A 26,554-nucleotide genomic window follows, 5' to 3' on the forward strand; every position below is an offset into this window, starting at 1 on the left:
GGAGCGCGGCTCAGGGACAGAAGCGGCGGATCCACCGGCGCATGTCCTCCAGTCCTTCCTGGTCGTCGTGGAAGAACCAGCCGGAGACCTCCTGCTCGTACATGAAAGGCTCGAGCAGCCGGGCGAGGGCGGGGAACTGGGGTGGAATGGGCTCCTGCTCTGTGTCGATGGCGTCGGGCCATTCGCTGAGGGAGAGCAGTGCACGCTCGCCATCCAGGGCCTGGAAGGACATCTCTGAGAAGGGAAGCCGCTGCCGCAGACTCTCGAGCCCGCCGAGATGGCCGAGCAGGGGTTGACCGAGGAAGGTGAGCCAATAGACGCCTCGGGCACGGCTTCCGAGGCGCCGGCTGGTCTCCTCAAGGTCGTAGACATCCAATCCCGGGTAGCGGTCTCGCAGTGCTCGAACCGCGCCGCGAGCCGCGTACCACCAATAGTTGGGCGCGACGAGAACGGGGCTGGCGTAGCCGAAGCTGAAGGGCAGCTCGCGAGCGAGCTCAAGAGCGAGGGCGCGAATGCGGGCGGGGCCGTGCTCCATCAGGTACCCCGTGGGAAGGGTAAAGCTCACGGCGCTGGTGGAGTACTCGTCGCGGGCGAATATGGGCGCATCGAGCCGGCGGCCGTAGTACTCGAAGTTGTAGCTGCCCACCTGATCGATGTGCTCCCGCAGATAGACGCTGCGAGAGACTGGACAGGGGCGTTCGAGCATGTCCTGACGGATGTCTTCCCAGCCCTCATCATCGAGAGGCAGGAGTCCCCCTTCGCAAGCGACGTACCCGCTCAAAGCCCCAGGCGGGATGGCATCGAGATACGTCTGCAGGGCCCTCCAAACAAGGGGGGCAACCTCCTGATGGGAGCGGCGCATGAAGAAGCTGAGAATGAGGCCGTCACGAGCCACCAGGAACCCATTGTTCGCCCGCACTCGGATATGGGGAATGTGCTCCTTCATCAAAAGAACCCTCTTGGTGTGAGCATGAAGGCCTTGCCAGAGACCGTGGTGCCCGTACCGCGCGCGAGGCCCGCGTAGCGCGCGCGGGCGGCGGTCTCCGTGTCGAGCCGCAAGTCTCCGCGAGTTGCAGGGCCAGGATGCCCGGGGCTGGTGGCGCAGGCGCCGAGCAGGACGCTGGTCAGCAGCAGGCGCGCGAGCCGCCAACGGGCGTTCTGGTGAGGCGCTACCGGGTTCGGATTCAGTGCCATGGACGCAGACACTTCAGTCCGAACCCTTCTCGGGCTCAAGAATCCGGAGTGCTCGCTACATCCCGTCCAGCAGGCCCATCCGGTCCTTGATGCGCAGCACGCGCCGCACCGCCGCGTCCAGCTGCTCGGCGACCTTCGGGTCCGACCCGGCCAGCTTCGTCAGGATGCCGAAGTAGTCCAGGCCGCCCGACCAGTCCGGCGGCTCGGTGGTGAGGATGAGATCATTGCCCGCGAGGAAGGCCCGGCGCACCACCTCCTCGCGCTCGGCGCCAATGCGCTCGGCGAGCGCGCGGATGGCCACGTCGTCGGTGACGGAGATCCACCCGTTCTCGTGCGCCATGGACACGAGCGCGGGCTCGAGGATCGCGGGCCCCGCTCCGAGCTTCGCGTACACGACGTTCGACAGCATCACCCCGCCCAGGTACTTGTCCGCGGCACGGAACGCGGCGGCCTCCAGGCGCACGCGCTCCTCGTCCCAGTCGGCGACGGCCTGCTCGTGGTCCGAGTCCGCGTCGATGTCCCCATAGCCCGGGAAGTGCTTGCCGATGGAGACGACGCCGGCCTTCGCCAGGCCGCGCGCGAAGGCGGTGGCCTTCTGCTTCACCACCTCGGGGTCTCCGGAGAACGCGCGGCCGTTGCGGAACATGTGGCCCTTGGGGGACACATCGAACACGGGCGCGAGATTCATGTTGAGCCCCACCTCGCGCATCGCCTTGCCGACGCGCACGCCCCACGCCTCCACCTCGGCGTCCGCCAGGGTGGCCATGTCCCGGGCCAGCGGGAGCTCCTTGAGCGAGGGGTGCGCCTTGAGCCGGTTGAAGCCACCCCCTTCGATGTCCACCGCGAAGAAGGGAGGAATCTTCGCCCGCGCGCTGGAGGAGCGGATGCGCTCCTTCGCCGCGTCGAGCTTCTTGAGCGTCCCGCCCACGAAGAGCACCCCACCCACCTCCACGGGGTTCTCCTTGCCGATCTGCGGGTAGGCGAGGAGCAACTGTCCCACCTTCTCGCGCGGGGACAGGGATTGGAGGACGCGCTCCACGCGAGCCTCCTCGGGGACGCGGGCGTGGAAGGCCTTGGGCTTGCCGGCCGGCGGGGTTGCACCGGCGGCGGTGGACAGCACGAGCGTCAGGGCGATGAGCGATGAACGGAGCAAGGCTCGCATGGCGGCGCAGTCTTCCATGGAGGGGGCCGGTTGGCCCGAACGGAATCAACGCCACCCGGCGGCACGTCAGGCCGCGAGCACGGCGGGCGGGCGGGCGTGGCTCAGGCGCCGACGATTTCGTCGTAGCCGCGGCCCCGGAACTCGAGCAGGCAGAAGCCATTGCCGAAGGGGTCGGCCATGTTGGCCATGCGTCCCCACTTCTGCTCCTGGATGTCGCGCTCGAGCGTGGCGCCGGCGGCCCGGGCGCGCTGGACGACGGCGTCGAGGTCGGTGACGGTGAAGTCCAGGTGGACGGGGGTCCAGTGCCGGCGGTAGTCGCGCACGGTGGAGGCCCCGGGACTGGACGGGCTCCCCGCCGGCCGGGCGAGCAGGTCGATGGGGGAGGTGGCCCCGAGCAACTCGGCCCAGTCGGAGCCCAGCCGGCGCCCGGGCTTCAACCCGAGCGTCTGGGTGTAGAACGCAATGGCCTTGTCCAGGTCCTCGACATCGATACAGGCGCGCAGCTCGATCATGGTCGTCGGTGGCTCCAGGTGGAGGGCGGGGTAGCCTGCACAGCGTGAACTCCGCGGGTCAGCCCCCCTGGTCCGCGGCGCGTTCCTGTGCCGGTTTCGGAGCGGGGCGTGAGGCGGGCAGGAGTCCGGCGTCATCGGGCACGGGGCTGCTGCCATCGGTGGCGCGGAGGGGCGCGGTGGCGGCGGGGAGCGTCTGCGGCGCCTGCGTCCCAGGGGCCTGCACCTTGGCGAGCGCCTCGCGTGCCGGCGCCGACTGCGGATGCAGGGCCACGGTGCGCTCCAGCCAGCGCAACTGCTCCTCCTTCCTGCCTCGCTTGCCGAGCAGTCCCGCGACGCGGAGCATCTCATCCACGTAGTCCGGATGCAGGGCGGTGTTGGCGGTGGCCAGCTCCAGCGCGGGCCAGAGCGCCTCGGGGTCCTTCACCTCGTCCAGCCGGACGCGCCGCAGCTCGGCCACCTGCGCGCGTTGCCACACGTCGTCGAAGTGCCGCGCGTCCTTCTGGAGTGCCTCGCTGAAGCGCAACGGGGCGGGGCAGGGCACCTGCTCGCAGGCGGCGAGGTAGTCGGTGAAGAAGGCGAGCGCGCCGCGTTGGGGGTACTCGCGGAGCTTCTCGGGCCCCAGCGTCTTCTCCAGCGTCAGGGCCATGTGCGCGCCCACGCGGATGAGCAGCGAGGACTCGCGGGGGTGGTGGGCGTCGCGCACGCGCCGCAGCGCGGCCTCGGGGTCCCGCGCGATGGTGGCGCGGTCGAGCAGCGCGGACATGCGGGTGAAGGCCTCGGAGAGGTCACCCGGCTCGGGGAGCGCGCCGGGGCCGCGGGTGGCCCACAGGTGGTAGGCGAGCCCGTAGGTGAAGAGCCGGGCGAGTCCCTCGTGCACCACGGCGTCCACCGGGTCCACCAGGTGCGCGTCGCGGCGGACGAGCCCGTCCTCCAGCAGCGTCTCGATGATGCGGGTGGAGATGCGCCGCTGCCGCTTCGCCTCGCCCTCCAGGTTGCTGGCGATCGCGATGACGACGTCCTCGGCGGGCAGCATCACCAGCAGCGAGGTGGTCTCCGGCTGGCCTCCGGCGTGGGCCACCATGTAGTGGCCGCGCAGCGGGTAGGTGGCGAAGCCCAGGCCGTAGTCGGTGAGCTGGCCCTCGCGGGTGCTCAGGGAGGCCTGCATCATCCGTGCTGTTTCAGCGGGCACCAGCTTGTGCTGGAGGATGGCCTGACCGAAGGCGAGCAGGTCCTCCACGGAGGCGCGGGTGCCACCGCCGGCGAAACGGCTGGAGACATCGAGGAAGTGCGAGGGGACGAGCTGTCCCCGGAAGTGGCGGTAGCCCACGGCGTGCTGCTTGTCGCGGGTGCGCTGGTCATCCAGCGCGGCGTGGCGCATGCCGGCGGGGCCGAAGACGTGGGACTTCAGGTAGCGGCCGTAGCCCTGGCCCGAGGCCTTCTCCACGGCGGCGCCGAGCAGGTTGTAGCCCCAGGTGGTGTAGACGAACTTCGTGCCGGGCTCGGCGGCGAGCGGCTTGTCGGCGAAGAGGGCGAGGGCTCCCGCGGTGTCGAGCGGCTGGGTGTTCTCCGCGGCCTCGGGCCCGTCATAGTGGGGCACGCCGCCGAGGTGGCCGAGCAGCTGGCGGACGGTGAACTTCCAGGGCTTCTCGGGGTACTGCGGCACCCAGGTCCGCGCGTCCGTGTCGAGCTCGAGCTTGCCCTCCCGCACCAGTTGCATCACCGCCACGGCGGTGAAGGACTTGGTGATGGAGGCCATCCGGTACGTCGTCCGGGGCGTGGCGGGCAGCTGTTGGGTGAGATCCCTCATGCCATAGCCCTGCACCCAGCGCATTCCGCCGTGGAGCACGCCCACCGAGAGCCCGGCGTAGGCGCCCTTGGCGAGCTCGGCGCGCACGAGCGCATTCAGCGCGCGCCGCACCTCGGGAGGGAAGGGCGCGTCCTTCTTCCGGGCCGCGGCGGTGGTGCGGGCGCGGGCCGGGGCCGGGAGCGGTGCGGTGAGGCAGAGGAGGAGGAGGGTGGCGAGGAGCGCTCTCACCGCGTTTCCTCGGAGGCCTGGAGGGGCGGGGCGATGGCGGCCTGGCGGCTCGGGTCCGCCGCGTCCACCCACGAGCGCAGCAGCGCATCGGTGATGAGCTGGCCGAGGATGTCGAGCCCATGGCCGCGCGGGTGGACGAGGTCCTCGTGGACGAGCCCGGCCTCGACGAAGCGGGCCAGCGAGCCAGCGCCACCCATGGCGGAGAAGATGTCGAAGAAGGCGCAGCCCTCGGAGAGGGCGATCTGCCGCTCGATGGAGATGACCTCGTCGAGGTAGGGCCGCTGGACGAGCCTCTTGGCGCCGCTGCCTCCGCGCACGGCGTCGATGGGGCCCACCACGAGGCAGGCACTGCCGGGAGCGGCGGCGCGCGAGCGGCGGACGAAGGTGCGCAGACCCTCCTCGACCTCGGTGAGCTTGGAGCGGCCCCACTCGAGGCGCTTGGCCTCGTTGCCGCCGAGGATGAAGAGGAGCAGGCGCGGGGAGCGCTCGGCGAGCTGGGCGCGGAAGATGTCCTCGCGGGCGCGCAGGAAGAGATTGGCATCGGCGGAGGGCACCCCGAGCGTGTCGAGCACGATGCCGGGTCGCTGGTGCTGCAGGACGACGCCGAGCACCACGGCGTCACGGCCCTCGGCGATGACCTCCAGGTAGCGGGCGCCCTCGGGGATGTCGAAGGAGAGGGCCTGGGCCTGACCGGAGCCCTGGGGCTCGGCGCGGGCGAGCTCCTTGCCATCCACCTCGACGGAGAGCCGGCCGGCGCGGGGCACGTCGAGCCACCACAGGGTGCCCCGCGGCTCCCGGTCGAGCGCGAAGCGGCTGCTGGCCTTCGCGGTGGTGGCGCGGTGGTAGATGCCGCTGATGCCGAAGGGGAGCTCCGCGAGCTTGACCTCACCCAGGGTGCGAGGCTCCCAGCCGCCACGAGCGAAGCCGGCGCGGACGCGGGGCCCATAGTTGGCGAGGCGATCCACGGTGAGCACACCGCGCCCCCCGTCGCCAAAGGTGGCGCCGAGCTCCTCGCGGATGACGTCCACGATGCGATCTCCGGCGATCAGCGAGTTGCCGAAGGCGGAGATGACGATGGGGGAGGAGGACTCGCGGGAGGAGAGGGCGTCGAGGGACTCGAAGAAGGGGGCGAGCGCGGTGCGGGCGCAGGTGGTGCCGGAGGGAGCGACACAGGGGTCCTCGAGACGGGGCTCGTGGACACCGAGCTTCTTGCCGAGCTGATACAGCTTGAGGGCCCGGGGCGAGGGCGGAGGCAGCGCGCGGTTGACGGCGGGAGCCGGGACGGAGGGAGCCGGAGCGGCCTGGGCGGGCGCGGAGGCCTGGGCGAGCCGGATCGGCTTGTCGGCCGAGGCGGCGGCGCGCGGGGCACGCGGAGCACGGGCCAGCCGGTGCGCCGGTGGTTTCGCGGGAACTGGCCAGAACGCCCAGAGGAGGGCACCGAGGAGGAAGGGAACGAGGAGGACGACCGCCCACCGCCTGCCACGAGAAGCTTGGAACATGCGGCGGGAACTCTAAACGAAAGAACCGGACCGAGACAGGAACCGGCCGAGAAGCGGGGGCACGTAGCAGGCTGTCGCTTGCCCGCCCACTCGCTTCAGGGAAGTGCCTTGTCGGCCCGGCGGAGCACCTCGCCCTCGACCACCGTGGTGCCATCCGGAGACACCGGGTGTCCGAGCGTCGCGACGAGCTTGCGGTGGGCCTCCTCCAGACGGCGGTGCAGCGTATTGAAGGTCTGCTGCGCCGTACTGGGCATGTCCTCGGTGTAGGTGAAGTACCAACGCAGCGTGTCGAGACACTCGTAGAAGTGGTCCACGACGGACTGCTCGAGGACGGGGAGGTGGATGAGCTCCTGGAAGGTGGCCGAGGTGTAGCGGGTGGAGATGGTGCTGAGCATGGGCTCGCGGCTGCGCAGGCGGGAGAAGAGGGCGAACATCTCACCGCGGCGGGCGTCGAGCCGGCGCATGATGTTGGCCGCGTCGAGGGCGATCAGGTTGCGGACACGGGCGGTGGCCTCATCGGTTTGTTTGCGGCGAGCCATGGCGGGAGAAGCCTACCGCCAACACGGTCCCGGGCGTAGTCAGGCGCCTGTTCCACATCTGGCGACGCGCGGGCCATCCTGTCGGCGGCGCGCGAGGTGGCGCTGCACGAGCCCATCATCGTCATCAATCAGGGGACGCCGATTTCGCGATGCTCATCAGTGGCGCGGTGCGGCGACAGTGGTGAAGGCGGTGACGGAGCTCTGAGCCGGAGCCGCACCCGGGGGGGCTGGAGTCGAGGGAGCAGTGGGGCTACAAACCCTGGATGCGCCCCCCCCACCCGACCCTGCGTCTGCTCACCCTGTTGCTCGTGAGCATGATGACGATCATGGCGAGCGCCGCCATCTCACCCTCGCTGCCGCGGCTGCGGATGGCCTTCGAGTGGGTGCCAGGGATTGATTTGTGGGTGCGGCTGGTGGTGTCGCTGCCGGCGCTGTTCACCGCGATGGGGGCGCCGCTGGCGGGGGTGTTGATCGACCGCTTTGGCCGCAAGCGCCTGTTGGTGGCGTCGGTGGCGCTGTACGGCGTGGCGGGCTCGCTGCCGGGAGTGCTGACGTCGCTGCCGCTGATCCTGGTGTGCCGGGCGTTGTTGGGGCTGGCGGTGGGAGGGTTGATGACGACGGCGGCGGCGCTCATCGCGGACTACTACGCGGGCCCCGAGCGGGGCGTGGTGCTGGGGCGCCAGGCGGCGTTCATGGGCGTGGGAGGCTTCGTCTTCATGTTGGGCGGGGGCCTGCTGGCCGACATGCATTGGAGGGCCCCGTTCGCCGTCTACCTGTATGCCTTTTTGATTCTCCCGCTCATCCTGCTGTTCCTGCCCGAGCCGGAGGTGAAGCGGGGAGCGGCGGGTGGTGGGGCGCGGGTGGCGCTGCCGTGGAGCACGCTGTGGCAGGTCTACGCGCTGGCGATGGTGGGGATGATGATCTTCTACCTGATTCCGGTGCAGCTGCCGTTCCTGCTGAGGAGGCTGGGGGTGCAGTCCTCGGCGATGGCGGGGTTGGCGGTGGGCGTGTCGACGGTGGTGGGGTCGGTGGTGTCGCTGCGTTACGCGCGGGTGAGGCAGGTGCTCGGGTACCGGAGCATCATGGCGGTGCTCTTCGCGTGCATGGCGCTGGGCTACGTGCTGGTGGGCCTGTCGCAGTCGTACGCGGCGGTGGTGGGCGGGCTGGCGGTGTCGGGACTGGGGCAGGGGTTGCTGACGCCGAACATGGCCAACTGGGCGGGCGAGGTGGCGCCGGAAGCCGCGCGAGGCCGGGTGATGGGTCTGCTGACGACGAGCCTCTTCCTGGGACAGTTCGTGTCACCGTTGCTGGCGCAGCCGCTGATTGGCGCGGTGGGGCTGGGAGGCGCGTTCCTGGCGGCGGGAGGCCTGCTGAGCGCGCTGGCGGGGACGTTCGGCGCATTGGCGTGGCACGCGGCGCGGGAGCGGAGCGGAGCGGTCCAGGGCGCGGAGTGACAAGACGCACTGGGCCCTCGCCGTGCGGTGAGCGCTGATGTTTCAGACTTCGATGAATTTGATGCCGGTGATGCCCTCGGCCTCCATGGCGGACTTGATGTGCTCGGAGACGATGAGGACGACCTTCCAGCCCCAGGGACGGAAGATGTGGGCGTCGCCAATCTTCTCCGGGTCCACCTTCAGGCCCGCGACGTTGCGGTACTGGCCCTCCTTGTCCGGGCGGTTGTCCTCGGGCAGCCAGTAGAGCACCTCCTCACACCGGGCGTCGTCGATGCACCGGATGAGTTGCAAGACATTGAGGATGAACCAGGGGTCCGTCTGTCCCTCGACCTCCACGGGAATGAACTGGACCTTCTTCTGAAGCCCCAGACGCTCGAAGAGTGAGACGACCCGCCGGTTGACGATGGGAATACCTTGGGCCTGACTGAAATCGAGTGCGACGCCTACCGGCTTCACCACCAGGCGGATCGGCCCTTCGATTTCGAGGACCCGCCCCTCCAGGAACCGATAGGTGTCGAACAGCTCGCGCTTCTCGGGATCTCCCGAGTCCTCGTCCTCGCCATCCGCGAAGAGCGGCATCCCCAAGTGCCAACGCCCCGGGATGTATTTGTTGTCGTATAGTTCATAATACTTCATTGATGAGGTCATGGCTTCCTCGTGGCGAGCTTGTTGAGCCTGGAGCCTTGTTTACAGACGTCCCCTGCAATCCTGTCGAGCTCGTCCACGAGTTTCGCTCGACATTCCGCCAGGGGCCTACAGGTTCCAAGTGCATCGTTCAGCCGCTTGAAGATTTCGGTGTGGTATGCCTCCGGATGAGGCCCCTTGTGGTCTCGCAGATAGACGATGTTCGCCGGGTCATCCAGGCTCATCCCCGCTCGGGAGAAGACTCTCTCGAAATCAGGCGTCCACGGGCCGCCGTTGCTCTCGGAGATGTCGTTCTTGTTGGTGCACAGGTGGTGGCGCTGGTGGCCGTCCTGCCCCGACTCCGCACACGCTCCTGTCGTCCTCGTTGCGCTCACCGCCGACGTCACCGCCGCCGCCGCCGTGCTCCCCGTCACGCCCATCAACACCACCGTTCCGTCCGCCACGCTCACCTGGGCCCGCGTCCCCGCCACCACCCTCACGCTTCCCCGTGCGCCCCCTCCCGCCAGGGCGAAGCGCGGCGGTGACAGACTCGCCCACAGTCCTCCCTTCGGCACCTCCGGCAGTCCTCGGGCCAGCTTCGCCCCCGCCACCGTCACCAGCACCCGCAGCCCCACACCGCCAAGCGTCTTGCCGAAGCGCTCGGCCACCGCCTCCAACTCCTCCCGCGTCGTTGCCGCTTCCGCCTCCCGGTACAGCGTCAGGCAGGCCAGCCCCACGTTGTAGAGCTCCGCCGCGCTGTACGTCAGCAGCAGGGCCACTGTCACTGCTCCCGCCAACGCCTTGGACAACACGGGCTCGGGTGCCGCCCACGCCAGCGCGTACAGGGCCAGGGACGTAGCCACCGAGAGCAGGACGGCGGGCGAGCTGAACAGCTCCACCGCGGCCTGGCGCACCCCCTCTCCCATGTAGCGCGGCGAGAGCTTCAGCGCCTGGAACCACCGGGCACTCTCCAGAGAGCCGGGGAGCTGCACCAGGGCCGCACCCAACAGCGCCTCGTATTCCTCGCGCACCCGTCTCTCCAGGGCCGAGGGGCGCAGGTCCGGCGGTAACGGAAGGCCCGCCATCGCCCGTGTGTGGGCCTCCGGCAGCAGCTTCAGTCCAGGCCTCGCGCTTGTCTGCTGGAATTCCTCCTCCAGCGCCGCCACCACCTCCCTGGCCTGGTCCACCGTCCACGGCGCCAGGGCCGGGTTTGGCTTCAACCGCTTGAAGCGCAGCCGCAGTCCTTGTCCTTCCTCCCCCTGGTAGCCGCTCACCTCCACCGGCTCCAGCAGGGGCAGTGCTTGCTGGGCTCGCGCTGGTGTGGCCTGGAGCGCCAGGGCCACCAGTATCAACACGGGCAGGGCCTGCGTGACTCTCGGCTTCATGTCTGGCTCCTTCCGCCCTTGGGAGTCCAGGGGATGGATGGGGGGCTTCTACCGTATGGGAGCGGTGTCAGGCGGGAGATGCGCTACAAGAAGAGGAACGAGGAGGTGCTCATGGCGGGCATGCGTTTCTTCAAGGGGTGGTTGGGGCCGTTCAAGCTCACCCGGCGGTACACGACCCGGAAGCCGGAACTGGGGCGCGTCTACGAGGCGCGCAACGTCCTCACGGACAATTTGCCGGTCGTGGCCGCTCCCGGGGATACGCGAGAGCCCCGGTCCTTGCGCAGGTAGCGGTTCGCGGTGTCCAAGCTGCAGGAAGTGGAGCAGCTGGCGCTTCAGACTTCGAGGAATTTGATGCCGGTGATGCCCTCGGACTCCATGGCGGACTTGACGTGCTCGGAGACGATGAGGACGACCTTCCAGCCCCAGGGGCGGAAGATGTGGGCGTCGCCAATCTTCTCCGGGTCCACCTTCAGCCCCGCGACGTTGCGGTACTGCCCCTCCTTGTCCGGGCGGTTGTCCTCGGGGAGCCAGTAGAGCACCTCCTCACACCGGGCGTCATCGATGCACCGGATGACGCGCAAGGCATTGAGGATGAACCAGGGCTCCGTCTGCCCCTCTATCTCCACGGGGATGAACTGCATGTCCTTCTGGAGCCCCAGACGCTCGAAGAGCGAGACGACCCTCCGGTGGACGACGGGAACACCGATGGCATGACTGAATTCGAGTGCGAGGCCCGCCGGCTTCATGCTCAAGCGAATGGGCTCGTCGATTTCCAGGACGCGGCCCTCCTTGAACCGCCAGATGTCGAACAACTCGCGCTGGTCATCTTCCTCGCGCCCTCTCTCGGGCTCGCCATCCTTGAAGAGCGGCATGTCCAATTCCCAGCGCCCCGGGATGTATACGTCGTCGTATAGCTTGTAATATCTTGTCTGGGCAGTCATGGCTTCCTCGTGGCGAGCTTGTTGAGTCTGGAGCCCTGCTTGCATACATCTCCTGCGATCCTGTCGAGTTCGTCCACGAGCTTCGTTCGGCAATCGGCCTGGGGCCAACATCCCGACAACGCCTGCTCCAATCGCTCGAAAATCTCGGCGTGGTACGACTCGGGGTGGGGCCCCTGGTGGCCTCGCAGATAGACGATGTTCGCCGGGTCATCCAGGCTCATCCCCGCTCGCTTGAAGAGTCCCTCGAACCGGGGAGTCCAGGGGCCGCCGTTGCTCTCGGAGATGTCGTTCTTGTTGGTGCACAGGTGGTGGCGCTGGTGGCCGTCCTGCCCCGACTCCGCACACGCTCCCGTCGTCCTCGTTGCGCTCACCGCCGACGTCACCGCCGCCGCCGCCGTGCTCCCCGTCACGCCCATCAACACCACCGTTCCGTCCGCCACGCTCACCTGGGCCCGCGTCCCCGCCACCACCCTCACGCTTCCCCGTGCGCTTCCTCCCGCCAGGGCGAAGCGCGGCGGGGACAGACTCGCCCACAGCCCTCCCTTCGGCACTTCCGGCAGTCCGCGCGCCAGCTTCGCCCCCGCTACCGTCACCAGCACCCGCAGCCCCACACCGCCAAGCGACTTGCCGAAGCGCTCGGCCGCCGCTTCCAGCGCTTCCCTCGTCGTTGCCGCTTCCGCCTCCCGGTACAGCGTCAGGCAGGCCAGCCCCACGTTGTAGAGCTCCGCCGCGCTGTACGTCAGCAGCAGGGCCACTGTGACCGCTCCCGCCAACGCCTTGGACAACACGGGCTCCGGTGCTGCCCACGCCAGCGCGTACAGGGCCAGGGACGTAGCCACCGAGAGCAGGACGGCGGGCGAGCTGAACAGCTCCACCGCGGCCTGGCGCACCCCCTCGCCCATGTAGCGCGGCGAGAGCTTCAGCGCCTGGAACCACCGGGCACTCTCCAGAGAGCCGGGGAGCTGCACCAGGGACGCACCCAACAGCGCTTCGTACTCCTCGCGCACCCGTCTCTCCAGGGCCGAGGGGCGCAGGTCCGGCGGTAACGGAAGGCCCGCCATCGCCCGCGTGTGGGCCTCCGGCAGCAGCTTCAGTCCAGGCCTCGCGCTTGTCTGCTGGAATTCCTCCTCCAGCGCCGCCACCACCTCCCTGGCCTGGTCCACCGTCCACGGCGCCAGGGCCGGGTTTGGCTTCAACCGCTTGAAGCGCAGCCGCAGCCCTTGTCCCGCTTCCCCCTGGTAGCCGCTCACCTCCACCGGCTCCAGCAGGGGCAGTGCTTGCTGGGCTCGCGCTGGTGTGGCCTGGAGCGCCAGGGCCACCAGTATCAACACGGGCAGGGCCTGCGTGACTCTCGGCTTCATGTCTGGCTCCTTCCGCCCTTGGGAGTCCAGGGGATGGATGGGGGGCTTCTACCGTATGGGAGCGGTGTCAGGCGGGAGATGCGCTACAAGAAGAGGAACGAGGAGGTGCTCATGGCGGGCAGGCGTTTCTTCAAGGGGTGGTTGGGGCCGTTCAAGCTCACCCGGCGGTACACGACGCGCAAGCCGGAGCCAGGGGGCTGCGAGGTGGGACGCGTCTACGAGGCGCACAACGCCCTCACGGACAAGCCGGCCCTGGTGCTCATCCCCAGCGAAAGCGCACCCGAGGAGCCGCAGGAGGAGTGGCGGGTGCGCCTGCGCTCCCAGGCCGAGCCGCCCTACATCGCGCTGGAGGTGGAGGAGGCACCGGCCTCGGGAAGGCTGTCGCAGTTGCGCGGGGTGCTCGAGTTGCTCGGAGCCGCTGTCGAGCGGCTGGGGAACGGGGAGGAGGCGCGGGCCCACCTCACGCGCCCGCCGATGGGGCCACTGGAGGCGTTGAGGCACCGGGCCGGGCGCGCGTGGCGGTGGACTCGTGCCAGCCGCGGGCGCACCTTCGCGGTCTTCTTCCTGGTGTACCTGGGCGTGCGTCTGGCCGTCCACGTGGTGGAGATGGAAGTGTATGGGTTCAATTGGGACATGAGCCCCCGGGTCGTGGAGCGTGAGGTGCCCGTGCGGCCTGTTGTCGTGCATCGTGCGCCCGCGTTGATCAACAAGGCCGCGGTGGGGCAGGGGCCCATCGCCTATCCCCTGCCTGGGAAGCCGTTCGACGATCAGGCCAAGGCCCCTTGCATCCCCAATGAAGGCGAGGTGGAGATCAACGGGGGCTGCTGGGTGGCACTCGAGAAGCGCCCGCCCTGTCACGACAAACAGGCGGAGTACAAGGGCAAGTGCTACATGCCGGTCTCGGCGCGCTCCCGGGACACGCGCGAGCCCCGGTCCTGGCGCCGGTAGAGGACTTCCCGGACGGGGCGAGACGGGCGAGGCCGCCAGCCGCGCGCCTCACCAGTCCGGCTCGCACGTCCAGTCGAAATTCTTGTTGTACCGGTGACATTTGTAATGAGGCCCGCAGGCCCCGGGGACGGCCGGGTCACAGGTCTTCCTGCAATAATGCATCCGGCAGACGAATCCTTCGGGGCAGGCGGGCGTGTGCTCCTCACCACAACGGATGAGACACCTCCCCCAGGCTTCGCGCGGGTGGTCGAAGACATTCGACATGGCACACTTCTGGCCCTCGGAACAGGGTGTCCGCTGGCAGTTCTGGCCATACACCTGCGCGCAGATCGACACGCCTTCTTCCCCGTTGGGCTGGATGCAGTCCTGGCCCTCGGGACACGCACGGCCCTCACAGGTGGGCAGGCAGGAAGGCCCATTGAGGCCCTCGCGGCAGAAGAACCCCTCCGGACAGCTCCCGGGCTCTTCCACCCGGCACGGCCGGCCGCACCGGCGGTCCTGGCACAGCAGGCCCTGTTCGCATGCCGCCTCATGCAAAGACGACAGGGCCGAACAAGGCTCTCCCTCCTTGCGCACGCCCACCAGCGTGCACTGGCGCAGGCGGGTGCCTCCCTTCACCGTCTCCATCGTGCGGCACACCATGCCGTCCGAGCACTGCTGATCCGTCATGCACCGGCTGTCGGTGCAGTAGCTCCACATGGAGCGTGCATTGAAGAAGCACGCGAGCGGTGGCTCACAGTCCGCGCGGCCCTTACAAGGGCGCTGGTAGCTCATCAGGCTCTGGCGCTCTCCAGGGGACAGCATCGGGACGAGCTTCACCTGGGGAGATGGCCGCAGTCCTCCGAGCATGGCCGTATGGATGGCCCAGGCCAGGGGCAGCAGCAGCAAGAGCCCCAGCAAGGGGGCCAGCGCCATGCGCCAACGGCTCATGGGTTGCCTCGGAACCGACACTCATGAGGGCATTCCTCATTCTCCCACTGCTCAGGGGGAACGTTGCAGCGCGTCTCCCACTCCTCCTTACTCAGAAAGCAGTCGTGGCGGTGCATCTCCTCCGCGAGATCCTTCGCCATCGCCCGGTCGATGGTACCGCCCTCCCGCCACGTCTCCGGACACCCGGTCCCCATCGCCATCCATACCGTGAACGTGAGCACGCCTCGCCAGCGCATGTGTCCTTCTCCCGAGAGCAGCCCCGTCGCAGGGGCGGGCGGCATGGTTCTTCACTTCACCTTTAACGCGGAAGCTCCGTCATGGAGAAGGGGCATTCCTGGCCGTGGAGCAGGCACTTCCCTAAAAGGGCTCCATGGCGAGCAGGACCATCGAAGAGGGCCGCATCCAGCGGCTCAACACGCACGAGCCGAAGCGCGGCGACTACATCCTCTACTGGATGCAGCAGAGCCAGCGGGCCGAATTCAACCCGGCACTGGAGTACGCGATCCAGCGCGCCAACGAGGCGAAGCTGCCGCTGCTGGTGGGCTTCGGTCTCATGGATGGCTACCCCGAGGCCAATGTCCGTCACTACCGCTTCATGTTGGAAGGGCTCCTGGACGCGCAGCGCACGCTGGCGCGCCGGAAGATTCCCCTCGTGCTCCAGCGTGGTGCGCCCGACGAGGTGGCGCTGAAGCTCGCGAAGAAGGCCTCGCTCGTGGTGTGTGACCGCGGCTACCTGCGCCACCAGAAGCAGTGGCGCGAGACCGTGGCGCAGAAGGCTTCCTGCCCGGTGATTCAAGTCGAGGGCGACGTGGTGGTGCCGGTGGAGGCCGCCTCGGGCAAGGCCGAGTACGCCGCGCGCACCCTCCGCCCGAAAATCCATCGTCTCTGGAGTGCGTACCTGGTGGAGCTCTCGTCCACGCCTCTGAAGACAGACTCACTGGGGCTGAGCGTCAAGGGACTCGACCTGGAGGACCTCGACGCGGTGCTGGCGAAGCTGGACCTGGATCGCACCGTGCCACCGGTGAGCCACCGCTTTCGGGGAGGCACGAGCGAGGCGAAGCGCCTGCTGCGCAAATTCCTCACCGAGCACCTCCCGGAGTACGAGGAGAGCCGGCCGCACCCGGAGACGACGCACGTCTCGCACATGAGCAAGTACCTCCACTTCGGGCAGGTGAGCCCGGTGCAGGTGGCGCTCGCGGCGCGTGAGGCGAAGGCCGCCGACCATCAGCGCGAGAGCTTCCTCGAGGAGCTCATCGTCCGGCGCGAGCTGGCGCAGAACTTCGCCGAGTACTCGCCCCACTACGACACCTTCGCGTGCGTGCCCGAGTGGGCTCGCAAGACATTGGACAAGCACCGCGGCGACGAGCGGCACCACCAGTACTCGCGCGAGCAGCTCGAGCAGGCGCGCACGCATGACCCGTACTGGAATGCCGCCATGCGGGAGATGCGCTACACGGGCTACATGCACAACGCCATGCGCATGTACTGGGGGAAGAAGATCCTCGAGTGGAGCAGCACCCCCGAGCACGCGCACGCCACGACGCTGGCGCTCAACAACCGGTACTTCCTGGACGGGCGTGACGCCAACTCCTACGCGAACGTGGGCTGGTTGTTCGGACTGCACGACAGGCCCTGGGGCGAGCGCGAAATCTTCGGCACCGTGCGCTACATGTCCTCGGGCGGCCTGGAGCGCAAGGCGGACATGGAGGCCTATCTCGAGAAGGTGGACATGCTCGTGGCCGAGGCCAGGAAGGCGGGCGTGCGCTTCGAGGGCGACTGAGCCTCCCTCGTCACCCGCGCGTGATGCTCGCGGCGGTGCGCACGCCTCCGAGCGCCGTGGCCAGCGTGCTCTGTCCCGGGAACACCGAGTCCCCCACGAGCCACAATCCATTCATCACCGGCCTCGGCCCCAGGGAACGGTAGTGGTACAGCCCGGCCCGCCTCGGTACTCCGCCCACCGCGCCCGCCTCGCGCTGCGTGAAGCGCTCGAAGGTTCGCGGTGAGGCCGTCATCTCGTGCTGCAGGTTCTCCATCCACTCGGGCGCCAGGCGCCGCAATCCCTGCCGCATCCGCTCTTGAATCGTGGACACGATGCGCGCCTGCTCCTCCTCGGGCCGCCCCGTCAGTGCGCGCAGCGGCACGTGCGTGGACACCGTGAGCGTCCTGTGTCCCGGCGGCGCCCGGCCCGTGTCCGCCTCTCCGCTGAGCGAGGCGAACAGGTGATTGCCCTCGACGAAGGCGGCCTGCTCGTTCTGCACCAGCTCCAGGTGGTGCGCACCGGGTGAGGCGTCCCCGGGCGCTCGCACCACGAGGTACAACATCACCGCGCCCCAGCCGTCCGCCACCCGTCCCGCCAGCTCCCGCAGGCGCGCGGGCAGCCGCTCGGGCGGGAGGCCCAGCAGCCGCATCAACCCCTGGGGCAGCACGTTGGCCACCACGTGGCGCGCGAGCAGCTCGCCCCGGCGCGCCGACACCTTCCACCCTCCCGGCACGGCCTCGAGCGACTTCACCCGGTTGGCGTACAGCACCTCGCCGCCCCCCGCGGTGACGGCCCCCGCCAGCGCACTGGCCAGTCTTCCAATCCCTCCGCGCACGTGCCCGGTGCCCCGCCAGTAGTAGTCCATGGCCGCGAGCGCGAAAGGGGCCTCGGCCTCGGCGGCGGCGCACTGCACCGTAATCTGGCAGAGCGCGTCCAGGTACGTGCGCAGCGGGGTGAAGCGCAGCAGCCCGAGCCGCTCCAGGATGGCGCCCAGGGGCCGTCCCATCCAGCGCACCAGCGGCGTGTACCGCAGGGCACGCGAGGCATGCCGCAGCAGCGCGCGCACGTCGAGCGGCGGCAGCAGTGACGGGTCATCGAAGAGCGGCCACAGCGCCTGGGCCACCTGCCGCTGCAGCGTGAAGAAGTCTCGCAGGGCGTCCACGGGGGCCTCGGGGAAGGCGCACAGCTGATCCACGAGGCGCTGGCGGTCGCGGTACACCTCCAGCCGCATGGCCGGGGTGCGCAGCTCCACCATTGGATCCAACCAGTCCACCGCCACGTCCAGCCCGAGCTGCCGCACCCACCGGCCGAAGAGCTGCTCCTCGTCGAGCCCGGAGAAGAGGGTGGCGCCCGCCTCGAAGGCGTAGCCGTGCCGGCGGAAGGTGCTGGCGCAGCCTCCCGGGTAGTTGAGGGTCTCGCAGAGGGCCACCCGCGCGCCCCTCCGGGTGAGCTCCAGCGCCGTGGCCAGTCCGCCAAAGCCCGAGCCCACCACCACCGTGTCGTACCAGGTGTTCGTCATGGTGCCGTGCCGGAGGCGCTCCCCGGCACCTGGAGACATAACGGCCCGCCGTCCTCCTGGCGAGCCGTTCGGCACCCGGGACGCGCCGCTCAGGGCTCCCCTTCGGCGGGCAGCAGCACGCCCGGGCCGGGTTGCACGCCTGCTTCGCGCAGCACACGCGCCGCCTCGGTGGCCATGACGCGGTGTCCCTCGGCGCTCGGGTGGATGCCGTCCACCTCCAGCCCGTCCAGGAAGAGGTGCACGTTGTCGGGCCGGCGCGTCACCGCCTCGAAGTCGATGACGTCCGGGAAGGTGGCGCGAAGCCACGCGTTCATGTCCAGCCGCTGCTGCTTCACCACCTCGTAGCCGCCGTGGTTGCTCTTCTCCTTGGGCAGCAGTGTCCCCACCCAGAGGCGGCAGAAGGGATGCAGCCGCGAGACGAGCGTGTTCATCCGCGACTTCAGGCCGCCCATGTCCAGCGCGGCCAGATCATTGGTGCCCAGCAGGACGACGCAGTCGGTGATGCCCTGGAGCGAGAGCACCTCCGCGTCCAGGTTCTGCAGCGCGTCGTAGAAGCCCTGGCCCGAGACACCGGCGTTGACGATGGGCACGCCCAGTTGCGCCTCGGCCACGGAGGGCCAGGCCTGGCGCGTGTCGTCCTGCTCGTCGATGTAGCCCTCGGTGATGCTGTCACCCAGGGCCACGAAGGCTCGCGCGGGCGGGCCCTCGACGTCCACCGTGGCCAGTCCCACGGCGCGATCCCACGGCGTCCCACCCAACGGGCCCGTGACGCTCGCGTAGGCGCCCGAGCGCACGTAGCTGCCCGGCAGCGCATGGATGGCGCTCACTCCCAGCGCGCCCTGCACCTCGAAGGACACGGCCAGCTCGTCGCGGAACCGCACGGGCAGCGACACGGGGTCGGACACCACGCGCGTCCTCGCGGCCACGGAGAAGCCCGGCGTGCCGGAGAACGTCACCGCCACCGGCTCCGAGGCCAGCGAGCCATCCGGACCCGCCAGCGCCACGGTGGCCTTGCGCAACACGAGGCTCCCATCTCCCGCGCGGAACGCGAGCCGCACCCGCTCTCCGGCCCGGCCCACCGGCACGCGCAGGCGGAACGTCACGCTGCCCGTGCTGTAGGACCAGCGCAGCGCCTGATGGAAGCCGGGCTGGAACATGGGCGGCGGTGGCCGGGGCTCTTCCGGGGGCGGTGGCTCGACGGGTGTCACCACCACCGGATCCTCGGTGGGAGGCCGTGGCTCCTCGTCGCCCGGCACGGGCGGCTCGGAGGTGGGCTCCTCGGACGCGGGTGGCTCGACGGACTCTTCCACCTCCCGGGTGGTGGAGTCGCATCCCGCCACGACGAGGACCGCGCATGCACACACCAGGACCCGAGTCCATTCCCGCCAGCCCATTCGAACCCCCCTCGTACCAGAGGGTGTGCACCGTCCAGGCCGCTGGGGAGCGGGGCTTGCATCCCACTCCGGCCAGCGCCCCCGTGCTGCCCACGCCGGAGGGCAGGCGGGCGAGCGGCTCGTGTCCGGCGGCGGGTTGCACGGCGTGGGGCGTGGAAACACGACGGCCCCCGCTCGCAGGGCGCGCGGAGGCCGTGGACACGACTGTCTGCCTTTGTCCTTACGGCAGGGCGCGAGCGATGAACTTCCACTTGCCGCTGGCCTGGGCGGTGTTGTCCAGCCACGTGGACACGCCGATGAGGCCAGCCATGGTGGCGAGGCTGAAGACACCCAGCCAGTTGACGAGCCTGGTGGCGCTCTTCACGTCCTCCGGCGCGTCATCGGCGGCCTTGCCGCCGGACTCCATGGGGATGCCGTCCTGGAGGGCGCGCCTGGCGAGGAAGCCGCCACCGATGAGGTTGATGACACCGCTGACGAGCGTGGCGCCCATCAGGAAATCCTTCACGAGGACCAGCTTGCGCGCGCTGGCGGAGATGGAGCGGCCGGAAATCCTGGAGCGGCCGATGAGCCAGGTGACGGCGGTGGCGCCCAGGCCCACGGCGTTGATGATGTTGTAGCCGTTCCAGGCGGCGTTGACGATCCTCGCCCGGTCCTGCTTGTCATTGACGAGCCGGGCCGACGGGTTCAGGGCGATACGTCCGAAGAGCGAACCGCCGAAGCCCGCCGCGAGGCCGAGGTTGTGAAGCACATAGGCGCTGGTCGTGAGAGTCGGTGTCATGGAGACCCCTCCGTGCTGCGTTGTGGTGCGGGGGTGAAGCTACGCACGCGCCGTGTAGCGGCCGGGTGACCCTGTCCCCCTGCCTGGTGGGAAGAAAGGCGGGCCTGTAGCTCCTTCCTGGAGTTTCTGGGTTGAACGAAGGATCGGCCGGAAACCGGACACCGGCTTTGGGCCCGGAGCCCTGGCTCCGGATACACGAGCACCCCGGCTTCCTGGCTCGCTGCTCGCCAGGAGACCAGGGCGCGGGGTGCTCGTCCGCTCGCCAGCTCAGCTCTCACGCGCGGGCACGGGCACCAGCCGCGGAGCCACCGGCCGGGCCGCGGGCCGCCACAGCAGGTACATCATGCCGGCCAGCAGGCCCAGCTCCAGCGGCAGCCGCCAGAACTGGTTCATGATGGCGTGCCCGTCGATGAGCACCGGGTTGCCCTGCACCTGGCGGATGCCCACCAGCAGCGCCACCAGCATGTCTCCCGCGAGCGGCAGGGCGCACAGGCGGGTGATGAGCCGCGTCGCCGGCGTCCACGCGCCGAGGATGAGCCCCAGGCCCAGCACCACCTCCATGGCGATGACCATGGCCGCGTTGAAGAGCGGGAAGGGCATGCCGATGCCGGAGATCAACTGCGCGAAGCCCTCCACGCCGGTGTGCACCTGCAGCCCCGGCGCGCCGACGAGGATGGGCAGCGTGAAGTCGAAGGCCTTCATCAGCCCGAAGAGGATGAAGATGACACCCGTCACGCCGCGCACCTGGTAGCGGCCGGGAGTCTCGGGGACGCGCTCCATCCAGTAGTCGCGCTTGGGATGCGCCGCCAGCGTGCGCACGAGACGCGGGCGCCAGCCCTGGCGGCTCTCGTCGGCGCGGGAGGAGGAGAACGGGGCAAGGGGATTCGTCTGACGCATGAGTGAGTTCATGGGTGTCTGTCTTCTGGGGTTGGGGTTGGCTTGTTTTCAGCGGGTGCCGGGTTCATGACGCGCGGCGTTGGTTTTCTTGTGCGGGCTTTTTGTCTGTCTTTCCGGCGGAGTTTTGTCTGGCTTTGTCCGCTCAGGCCGCGAGCTCTTCCGCGCGCTCCGTGGCGAGCGGCCGCAAGAGGCTCCTCAGCTCGAGCCGGGCCTGGTGCAGCCAGAAGCCCACCGTCCCCGGCGTGGTGCCGAGCCGCCGCGCGATGTCCTTGTAGCGCACTCCCGCCGTGTGTAGCTCGAAGGCTTCCCTCAGCGGAGCGCGCAGACATGCGATGGCCTCGTGCAACTCCTCGTCGGAGACGCGCTCCCAGGTGTGCCACTGACGCGGCTCGCGCACGAGCACGGGCGCGTGCACCCACTCCAGCGCGGGCCCCTCGGTGCTCTCGGTGCGCTGGCGCCGGCAGTGGTCCAGGAAGCGCCGCTGGAGCGTGGTACACAACCACGCGCGGCGGGTGCCCTCGCTCCAGCCCCGCAACGACTCGAAGTGCAACAGCGCGCGTTCCAGGGTGTCCTGCATCAGGTCCTCGGGCTCCACTCCTCCGTTGCGGCAGAGCTTGTGCGCGAGCCCCATCAGCAGCGCTCCATGCGGGGCGATGAGCTCCGCGAACTCCCGGCTGTTTCCAGAGAAAGTGCGTGGCATGTGGCCTCCTGCATGGATAGAGGGGGCCTCATCCCGAAAAGCACGCGGGCCAGGAGATTTTCTCCCGGCCCGCTCGGTCACCCGCTCTGCCCGGGCCTCACTGGCCCATGGAGCACACGTGCTCGTGCTCCCAATCCAGGTACAGCCTGCGCGGAGTGGGCGGACCCTGCGGGGAGACGCCCGAATCCGTGAGCGCCCGGTTGACCACCTCTTCAAACTCGCTCAGCTCCGAGCACTTGGAGAGGAACGCCGTCACGCCGGGCGCGTGCGGGTCCGTCGCGGCGCTGTGCATGATGACGGGGACGTCGTGCAACTCCTCGTCCTGGACGAGCCACTGGCACAACTCCACTCCGCTCATCCGGGGCATCTGCCAGTCCGTCACCACGAGGTCCGGCCGCCGCGCGTGGGCGATTTCCAGGGCCTCCCTTCCATCATGTGCACGCAGCACGCGATGGTCCATCAGCTCCAGGACTTCCGTGTAGAGGTCGAGGAGCTCGGGTTCGTCATCAACGAGAAGAATGGTGCTCATGACTTGTCCTGTCCTTTCCTCGGGTTGGGGATAGAGCGTGATCCGGGCTTCTCCAGGGAGGGAGCTCCGGATGCCGCCTCTAACGGGTGGAGTCCACGTCTCCCTGGTGTGATGTGTGTGATTTGGTGCGCGTTGCTCGGGATGGCCACATCCACGTGGGAAGGGCCCGCCTGCTCCGTCGCTGGACGCCGGGGGGGCCGCGGCGGGGCCAGCCAGCCGGGCGGGAATGACGGTGGAAAGGCAACGTCTACCCCACCCCGCCGGGCCGGCGCGTTGCCCGCCCTGGCTGGCGCCCCTAGTTTTCACCGAGAGGGGCGGGGGGAAGCGCCATGGGACGCAGTGGCGAGCAGGACGGCCAGGAGCCGGGGGCTCCCCATGGGGAGGACGCCGATGACGCGCTCGACTTCGACGGCGAGCTCGACTTCGACGACGAGCTGGATTTGGACGATGAGCTCGGCTTCGGTGATTCATTCCTGAACGAGGTGTTGAGCGCCGACGTGCCCGTGCCGTTCCGCCGGCTCACGCCCGGAGACAGGCTGGGCGGCGCGGACGGGCGCCGGTTCGAGATTCTCGAGTCGCTGGGCGAGGGGGCCATGGGCCAGGTCTTCCGGGCCCAGGACGAGGAGTTGCAGCGCGTGGTGGCCCTCAAGTTCCTCTTCCCGCGCGAGGAGCTGGCCGGCATGGGGCTGCGGGAGGCCCGGGCCATCGCGCGGCTGGACCACGAGAACATCGTCCGCATCTTCGACGTGTCCGAGTGGAGCGGCGGACCGGGCGAGCCCACCGTCCCCTTCCTCGTCATGGAATGTCTGGGAGGCGAGTCGCTCCTGGAGCTGCTGCGCCGCGAGCGGACGCTGCCGTTGGCGCGCGCGCTGGACATCATGCGCGACGTGGCCGCGGGCCTGGCGCACGCGCACGAGCATCAAATCGTCCACAGGGATCTCAAGCCCAGCAACGTCTTCATCACCCGCCAGGGCACGGTGAAGCTGCTGGACTTCGGGCTCGCGTGGTTGGCACCCGCGCCGGGCCTCGCCGTCGAACAGCCGGAGCTGCCCACGGCGGGCACGCCGCCCTACATGGCCCCGGAGCAGTGGCGCGGGGAGAAGGTGGACGCGCGCACGGACATCTGGGCCGCGGGCGTCATGCTGTATGAGCTGCTCACCGGAGAGCTGCCCTATCCGCACCTCATGGTGGGCGAGCTGCGCGCGAAGGTGCTCTCCCCGGAGCCGGTGCCCTCGCCGCGCGAGCGCAACCCGGAGCTGCCCTGGGAGCTGGAGTCGCTGCTGTCGGTGCTGCTGGAGAAGGACCCGGAGAAGCGCCTGCTGTCGGCCGAGGAGCTGCGCGAGGAATTGCGCGAGATGGAGGAGCACGTGCGGCCGGGCCGGGCGCCGCGGCGCTCGACGGCGCCCCAGCGCCGGCAGGTGACGTTGCTGCACTGCCGGGTGACGGGGCTCAGCGCGCTGGCGGAGGAGTGGGATCCCGAGGACTTCGGCGAGCTGGAGGCGGCCTTCCACCGCGCGGCCTCGGAGGGCATTCAAGGCCATGGGGGCTTCATCACCCTGTGTCTGGGAGACGAGGTGCTGGCGTGCTTCGGCTACCCGGTGGCGAAGGAGGGGGACGCGGAGTGCGCGGTGCGCGCGGGGCTGGAATTGCCCCCGGTGGTGCTCGCGGCGCTCCAGGCCCGGTTGCCGCCGGGGACGAGCGCGGAGCTGGCGGTGCGGGTGGGCATCGACACGGACCAGGTGGTGCTGGACGACATCCTCCCGGAGCTGCGAGGGCACACCCCCACCATTCAAGGGGAGGCCCCTCGTATCGCCGCGTGGCTGGCGCAGCAGGCCGGGCCGAGCGAGGTGGTGGTGGGCCCCAGCACGTACAGCCTGGTGCGGCGCGCCTTCGACACCCAGCCGCTCGGGGCCCGCGTCTTCGACGGGCGGCGCACCTTCGAGGTGCACCACGTGCTGGGCCGCTCGCGCACGGCCGGCACCCGTCTGCCCATGGGCGAGTTGAGCCCGTTGGTGGGCCGGGAGGAGGAACTGGGGAAGTTGCTCGCCGCCTGGGAGCGGACCCGCGAGGGGCATGGCGGCTATGTGCTGCTGTGCGGCGAGGCCGGCATCGGCAAGTCCCGCCTCATCCAGGAGCTGCGCGAGCGGGTGCTGCCGGAGAAGCCCCTCCTCCTGCGGCTCCAGTGCTGGCACCAGTACAGCACCAGCGCCCTGCACCCTGTCATCGAGATGCTGCAGCGCGCGTGGTTGAGCCCGGAGCGCTCGCCCCAGGAGAACCTGCGCGCCGTGGAGCGGCACCTGGAGAAGCGCGGCCTGACGCCCATGCAGGTGCGCCTGCTGGCCTCGCTGGTGTCGCTGCCGGTGAGGGAGGACTCGCCGCACCTGCGCTTCACTCCCCAGCGGCTGAAGGACGAGACGCTCGCGGCCCTGGCCACCCTGCTCATGGAGAATTCGGGGGAGCGCCCGGTGCTGGTGGTGGTGGAGGATCTGCACTGGGCGGACCCCTCCACGCTTCAACTGCTGAACTTCCTGATGGGTTTCGTGGAGCGGGCGAGCCTGCTCTTCGTCCTCAGTGCCCGCCCCGAGTTCCGTCCGCCCTGGGCCCAGCACTCCGGCTTCCAGAGCATCCCCCTGGAGCGGCTGCCCGCGGCCTGCACGGAGCAGTTGGTGAAGGAGGTGACGCGGGGCCAGGAGCTGCCCGCGGAGGTGGTGACGCAGTTGGTGGAGCGGACGGACGGCATTCCGCTCTTCGTGGAGGAGATGACGCGGGTGATGCTGGAGGGCGGGGCCGCGGCCTCCATTCCCGTCACCCTGCAGGAACTGTTGCTGGCCCGGCTGGACTCGCTGCCACGCCGGCAGAAGCAACTGGCGCAGTTGTGCGCGGTGGTGGGGCGCAGCTTCTCCTTCGCGCTGCTCGCGCAATTGACGGGGCTCCGGGGCACCGTGTTGCGCAGGGACCTGGCGGGGTTGGTGGCCGCGGGGTTGCTCCAGGCGCAGGACGAGGACGAGCCCGGCTACCAGTTCCGCCACGCCCTCATCCACGAGGCCGCCTACCAGTCACTGCCCCGGAGCGCGCGGCGGCAGTACCACCAGCGGATCGCCCAGGCCCTGGGGACGCACTTCCCCGCGGTGGCGGAGACGCGGCCAGAGCTGTTGGCCCGTCACTACACCGAGGCCGGGGAGCTGAAGCTGGCCATCCACTACTGGAAGCTGGCGGGCATGCGGGCGAGCCAGCGCTCGGCCAACGAGGAGGCGGTGAGCCACCTCTCGCAGTCGTTGAAGCTGCTGCGCAGCTTGCCGGACGCCCCGGTGCTCACGCGGGACGAGCTGCAACTGCTCATCGCCCTGGGCATGCCCCTGGTGCAGGTGCAGGGCTACCGCTCGCCCGAGGTGGAGCGCACGTACACGCGGGTGCAGGCCCTCTTCCGCGAGGTGGGTGAGGAGCTGCCCCGCCTGGAGCTGAGCTTCTGGGGCTCCTTCGCGTACTACTTCGCGCGGGGCAAGTCGCACGACTCGCACGAGGTGGCCGAGCTGTTGGTGAGCCTGGGCGAGCGTCAGCACAAGCCGGAGCTGCTCTCGATGGGGCACCGGATGATGGCCACGGACCTGTTCACCTGGGGGCAGGTGGACGATGCGCTGCGGCACCTGGAGCTGGCGCTGTCGGTACCAGAGGTGGACCTGGAGCAGCACCGGGCGCTCGCCATCCGGCAGTGGGTGAATCCGCGAGTGGGCGCGCTGGCGTATGCGACGCTGCCGCTCTCGGTGTCCGGACAGTGGGATCGGGCCGAGCGCTTCACCCGCGAGGCGCTGGAGCTGGCGGGCCGCATCGGCCATCCGCACACGACGTCGCTCGCGCTGACCTACTGCGCCATCGCCAGCCAGCTGCGGTGGGACGCGCGCACGGCGCTGGGCCTGGCCGAGCAGTGCATTCCGCTCGCGCGCGAGCACCGCTTCCTCCTGTGGGTCCTGTGGCCCTCGGCGGTGCGGGGGTGGGCCCTGGCCGAGCTGGGACGTCCCCAGGAGGGGTTGGTGCAGATGCGCCAGGTGCTGGAGGGGTGGCAGCGCTCGGGAATCATCGCGGGCATGCACCACAACCTGGGCATGCTGGCCCACATCCACTTGCGGCTGGGACAGGCGCGGGAGGGGCTGGCCGCGGTGGACGAGGCGCTGACGTGGCCGGCGGTGACGGAGGAGTATTCCTACCTGCCCGAGCTGCACCGTGTCCGTGGCGAGCTGCTGAGGCTGGCCGGCCGGGAGGACGAGGCGCGCGTGGCGTTCCTCGAGGCCATCCGCTTCGCACAGGAGCACGGGATGCGGGCCTATGAGCAGCGGGCCCAGGCGAGTCTGCGCCGGCTGGGGCTCGCGGAGGAGCCGCCCGCGCGCCATCCGTGAGGA

At 69.6% G+C, this 26,554-nt stretch carries 24 protein-coding genes; 5 read left to right on the forward strand and 19 right to left on the reverse strand.

Annotated elements, in window-relative coordinates:
* Positions 1 to 10 precede the first annotated feature (10 nt).
* The 7 genes from Q664_RS45785 to Q664_RS45810 all read right to left on the reverse strand — a co-directional run bounded on the left by Q664_RS45785 (position 11) and on the right by Q664_RS45810 (position 6,941).
* Entirely contained in the window at positions 11 to 862 is an 852-nt protein-coding gene (locus tag Q664_RS45785; protein WP_052519534.1) for a DUF3396 domain-containing protein, read from the reverse strand.
* Between the two features lie 83 nt (positions 863 to 945).
* A complete protein-coding gene (locus tag Q664_RS58580; RefSeq protein WP_152622738.1) occupies positions 946 to 1,194 on the reverse strand; it encodes a hypothetical protein in 249 nt (82 codons plus the stop codon).
* A 55-nt stretch (positions 1,195 to 1,249) separates the two neighbouring features.
* The gene (locus tag Q664_RS45790) at positions 1,250 to 2,356 is read right to left on the reverse strand and encodes a glycoside hydrolase family 3 N-terminal domain-containing protein (RefSeq protein ID WP_043411913.1); all 1,107 of its coding nucleotides are present in this window, start codon (positions 2,354 to 2,356) and stop codon (positions 1,250 to 1,252) included.
* Between the two features lie 101 nt (positions 2,357 to 2,457).
* Positions 2,458 to 2,868, reverse strand: coding sequence for a VOC family protein (locus Q664_RS45795; RefSeq protein ID WP_043411916.1), 411 nt, complete (start codon positions 2,866 to 2,868; stop codon positions 2,458 to 2,460).
* A gap of 58 nt (positions 2,869 to 2,926) precedes the next feature.
* On the reverse strand, positions 2,927 to 4,903 hold the full coding sequence (locus Q664_RS45800) for a serine hydrolase domain-containing protein (RefSeq protein ID WP_052519520.1): 1,977 nt from the start codon (positions 4,901 to 4,903) through the stop codon (positions 2,927 to 2,929).
* A complete protein-coding gene (locus Q664_RS45805; RefSeq protein ID WP_152622739.1) occupies positions 4,900 to 6,402 on the reverse strand; it encodes a GDSL-type esterase/lipase family protein in 1,503 nt (500 codons plus the stop codon). Before Q664_RS45805 ends, Q664_RS45800 begins: the two co-directional genes overlap by 4 nt.
* Before the next feature lie 95 nt (positions 6,403 to 6,497).
* Positions 6,498 to 6,941: a hypothetical protein gene (locus tag Q664_RS45810; RefSeq protein WP_043411918.1), complete on the reverse strand. Its 444-nt coding sequence runs from the start codon at positions 6,939 to 6,941 to the stop codon at positions 6,498 to 6,500.
* A gap of 263 nt (positions 6,942 to 7,204) precedes the next feature.
* Here Q664_RS45810 and Q664_RS45815 point away from each other — a divergent pair, with 263 nt between their 5' ends.
* Positions 7,205 to 8,395: an MFS transporter gene (locus tag Q664_RS45815; RefSeq protein ID WP_043411920.1), complete on the forward strand. Its 1,191-nt coding sequence runs from the start codon at positions 7,205 to 7,207 to the stop codon at positions 8,393 to 8,395.
* A gap of 42 nt (positions 8,396 to 8,437) precedes the next feature.
* Here the strand turns inward: Q664_RS45815 and Q664_RS45820 are convergent, their stop codons facing one another.
* Together Q664_RS45820 and Q664_RS62470 are read right to left on the reverse strand one after the other, a co-directional pair.
* Positions 8,438 to 9,043, reverse strand: a complete 606-nt coding sequence (locus Q664_RS45820) for an imm11 family protein (protein ID WP_235217135.1) — start codon at positions 9,041 to 9,043, stop codon at positions 8,438 to 8,440.
* A complete protein-coding gene (locus tag Q664_RS62470; RefSeq protein WP_043411924.1) occupies positions 9,040 to 10,404 on the reverse strand; it encodes an AHH domain-containing protein in 1,365 nt (454 codons plus the stop codon). Before Q664_RS62470 ends, Q664_RS45820 begins: the two co-directional genes overlap by 4 nt.
* A 78-nt stretch (positions 10,405 to 10,482) precedes the next feature.
* On the opposite strand from Q664_RS62470, the gene Q664_RS45830 reads away from it, so the two are divergent.
* On the forward strand, positions 10,483 to 10,692 hold the full coding sequence (locus tag Q664_RS45830; protein WP_043411926.1) for a hypothetical protein: 210 nt from the start codon (positions 10,483 to 10,485) through the stop codon (positions 10,690 to 10,692).
* Between the two features lie 44 nt (positions 10,693 to 10,736).
* Here Q664_RS45830 and Q664_RS45835 read toward each other — a convergent pair whose 3' ends face one another.
* Together Q664_RS45835 and Q664_RS62475 are read right to left on the reverse strand one after the other, a co-directional pair.
* Positions 10,737 to 11,345, reverse strand: a complete 609-nt coding sequence (locus tag Q664_RS45835) for an imm11 family protein (RefSeq protein WP_043411928.1) — start codon at positions 11,343 to 11,345, stop codon at positions 10,737 to 10,739.
* Positions 11,342 to 12,706, reverse strand: coding sequence for an AHH domain-containing protein (locus Q664_RS62475; protein WP_043411930.1), 1,365 nt, complete (start codon positions 12,704 to 12,706; stop codon positions 11,342 to 11,344). Before Q664_RS62475 ends, Q664_RS45835 begins: the two co-directional genes overlap by 4 nt.
* 78 nt (positions 12,707 to 12,784) lie before the next feature.
* Between Q664_RS62475 and Q664_RS45845 the strand changes: the two genes are divergently transcribed.
* Positions 12,785 to 13,654, forward strand: coding sequence for a hypothetical protein (locus Q664_RS45845; protein WP_043411932.1), 870 nt, complete (start codon positions 12,785 to 12,787; stop codon positions 13,652 to 13,654).
* Positions 13,655 to 13,702: 48 nt separating this feature from the next.
* Here the strand turns inward: Q664_RS45845 and Q664_RS53655 are convergent, their stop codons facing one another.
* Positions 13,703 to 14,584 (reverse strand): hypothetical protein, encoded by an 882-nt coding sequence (locus tag Q664_RS53655; protein WP_052519522.1) that lies wholly within the window; start codon positions 14,582 to 14,584, stop codon positions 13,703 to 13,705.
* Positions 14,581 to 14,805, reverse strand: a complete 225-nt coding sequence (locus Q664_RS45855) for a hypothetical protein (protein WP_160174644.1) — start codon at positions 14,803 to 14,805, stop codon at positions 14,581 to 14,583. The genes Q664_RS53655 and Q664_RS45855 overlap by 4 nt, the downstream gene beginning before the upstream one ends.
* A gap of 149 nt (positions 14,806 to 14,954) precedes the next feature.
* Here Q664_RS45855 and Q664_RS45860 point away from each other — a divergent pair, with 149 nt between their 5' ends.
* Entirely contained in the window at positions 14,955 to 16,364 is a 1,410-nt protein-coding gene (locus Q664_RS45860; RefSeq protein WP_043411938.1) for a deoxyribodipyrimidine photo-lyase, read from the forward strand.
* A gap of 10 nt (positions 16,365 to 16,374) precedes the next feature.
* Here the strand turns inward: Q664_RS45860 and Q664_RS45865 are convergent, their stop codons facing one another.
* From Q664_RS45865 to Q664_RS45890, 6 genes are all read right to left on the reverse strand, one after another.
* Positions 16,375 to 17,862 carry a phytoene desaturase family protein gene (locus tag Q664_RS45865; RefSeq protein ID WP_043412041.1) on the reverse strand — a complete coding sequence of 496 codons (1,488 nt, stop codon included), beginning with the start codon at positions 17,860 to 17,862 and terminating at the stop codon, positions 16,375 to 16,377.
* Between the two features lie 89 nt (positions 17,863 to 17,951).
* Positions 17,952 to 19,202 (reverse strand): SGNH/GDSL hydrolase family protein, encoded by a 1,251-nt coding sequence (locus tag Q664_RS45870; RefSeq protein ID WP_235217136.1) that lies wholly within the window; start codon positions 19,200 to 19,202, stop codon positions 17,952 to 17,954.
* Positions 19,203 to 19,476: 274 nt separating this feature from the next.
* On the reverse strand, positions 19,477 to 20,034 hold the full coding sequence (locus tag Q664_RS45875; RefSeq protein WP_043411940.1) for a hypothetical protein: 558 nt from the start codon (positions 20,032 to 20,034) through the stop codon (positions 19,477 to 19,479).
* A gap of 267 nt (positions 20,035 to 20,301) precedes the next feature.
* Complete coding sequence (locus Q664_RS45880) at positions 20,302 to 20,943, reverse strand: DoxX family protein (RefSeq protein ID WP_052519524.1); 642 nt, start codon at positions 20,941 to 20,943, stop codon at positions 20,302 to 20,304.
* A 130-nt stretch (positions 20,944 to 21,073) separates the two neighbouring features.
* Positions 21,074 to 21,631 carry an RNA polymerase sigma factor gene (locus tag Q664_RS45885; protein ID WP_043411943.1) on the reverse strand — a complete coding sequence of 186 codons (558 nt, stop codon included), beginning with the start codon at positions 21,629 to 21,631 and terminating at the stop codon, positions 21,074 to 21,076.
* 97 nt (positions 21,632 to 21,728) lie between these two features.
* Positions 21,729 to 22,160 carry a response regulator gene (locus tag Q664_RS45890; RefSeq protein ID WP_052519525.1) on the reverse strand — a complete coding sequence of 144 codons (432 nt, stop codon included), beginning with the start codon at positions 22,158 to 22,160 and terminating at the stop codon, positions 21,729 to 21,731.
* A gap of 329 nt (positions 22,161 to 22,489) precedes the next feature.
* Between Q664_RS45890 and Q664_RS62480 the strand changes: the two genes are divergently transcribed.
* Complete coding sequence (locus Q664_RS62480; RefSeq protein WP_084610906.1) at positions 22,490 to 26,551, forward strand: protein kinase domain-containing protein; 4,062 nt, start codon at positions 22,490 to 22,492, stop codon at positions 26,549 to 26,551.
* Positions 26,552 to 26,554 lie beyond the last annotated feature (3 nt).

Origin of the sequence: Archangium violaceum Cb vi76 (assembly GCF_000733295.1) — a bacterium.
GTDB lineage: Bacteria > Myxococcota > Myxococcia > Myxococcales > Myxococcaceae > Archangium > Archangium violaceum.